Annotated in this window: 1 protein-coding gene; it reads left to right on the plus strand. The window is 68.9% G+C overall.

Annotated features, from left to right (window positions below; translation table 11 throughout):
- Positions 1–265 precede the first annotated feature (265 nt).
- Positions 266–1,477: an IS110 family transposase gene (locus tag DEH69_RS26985; protein ID WP_113689607.1), complete on the plus strand. Its 1,212-nt coding sequence runs from the start codon at positions 266–268 to the stop codon at positions 1,475–1,477.
- The last annotated feature ends 116 nt before the right edge of the window (positions 1,478–1,593 follow it).

A 1,593-nucleotide genomic window follows, 5' to 3' on the forward strand; every position in this document is an offset into this window, starting at 1 on the left:
CCCGTTACCTTTTTCGTGGCCCTGAAACGGGGCTCCTGGCCTCCGGGCCCGGCATGACTGTTGCCCCCTGTCGAGGGTATGACCTGGGGGGTGGTGTCACCGTGGCCCGGAGCACCGTCTGACCGCTGATGAGAGGCCTGACGGCTACCTTGGCCCGGCGCAATGCCGGACCGCTTCGGGTGGCAGGTCTGCGTAACGTGGATGCGCGCGTACGGTGCAACGGCACGAGGCCGGGACTGATCACGGACCACCCTCGGGGGGTGCGGTGCTGGACACCGGTGACATCGCGGTCTTCCTCGGCCTGGATGTCGGCAAGGGCGAGCATCACGGCCACGCCATGACGCCGGCGGGCAAGACCGTCTACGACAAGCGCCTGCCGAACAGCGAGCCGAAACTCCGGGCGCTCTTCGACAAACTGCGCTCCAAGTTCGGGCCGGTGCTGGTCATCGTCGACCAGCCCGCCTCAATCGGCGCCCTGCCGCTGACGGTCGCGCGGGACGCCGGCTGTCACGTCGCCTACCTGCCCGGGCTGGCGATGCGCAGGATTGCCGACCTCTATCCCGGCGAGGCCAAGACCGACGCGAAGGATGCCCGCGTCATCGCGGACGCCGCCCGCACCATGCCCCACACCCTGCGCGCCCTCAGCCTCGCCGATGAGACCGCCGCCCAGCTGACCATGCTGGTCGGCTTCGACGAAGATCTGACCGGGGAGGCCACTCGCTCCAGCAACCGGCTGCGCGGCCTGCTCACCCAGTTCCACCCCAGCCTGGAACGGGTCCTAGGCCCCCGCCTGGACCACCCGGCCGTCACCCTGCTGCTGGAGCGCTTCGGTTCCCCGGCCGCCCTGCGCAAGGCCGGCCGGCGTCAGCTGGTCAGCCTGATGCGGCCTATGGCTCCGCGCATGGCCGAGCGCCTGGTCGATGACATCTTCGACGCGCTCGACGAACAGACCGTCGTCGTCCCCGGCACCAGCACACTCGACGTCATCGTGCCCTCCCTCGCCCGGTCGCTGACCGCCGTCCACGAACAACGCCGGGCCCTGGAAGCACGGATCAGCAAGCTGCTGGAGGCCCACCCTCTTTCCAAGGTCCTGACCTCGATGCCGGGAGTCGGGGTCAGGACCGCCGCCGTCCTGCTGGTGACCGTCGGCGACGGCACCTCGTTCCCGACCGCCGCCCACCTGGCCTCCTACGCCGGACTCGCCCCGGCAACGAAATCCTCCGGGTCCTCCATCCACGGGGAACACGCCCCGCGCACGGGAAACCGGCAGCTCAAACGCGCCATGTTCCTGTCCGCCTTCGCCGCCCTGCACGACCCCGCCTCCCGCACCTACTACGACCGGCAACGAGACCGCGGCAAGACCCACACCCAAGCCCTCCTCCGCCTCGCCCGCCACCGCATCAGCGTCATCTTCGCCATGCTCCGCGACGGCGCCTTCTACGAACCCCGCCTCCCCGAAGAAACCACCGCAGCGTGACCCGACACCACACCCTCAATGCCCGATACGACGGCCACCCACCCAAGCCAAACACAAACCAGACACCAATCCATGAACTACGCATCCCGGACTTGACGAAAGACATAGAGGCACCC

This window comes from Streptomyces sp. PT12 (assembly GCF_003311645.1).
Classification (GTDB): Bacteria; Actinomycetota; Actinomycetes; order Streptomycetales; family Streptomycetaceae; genus Streptomyces.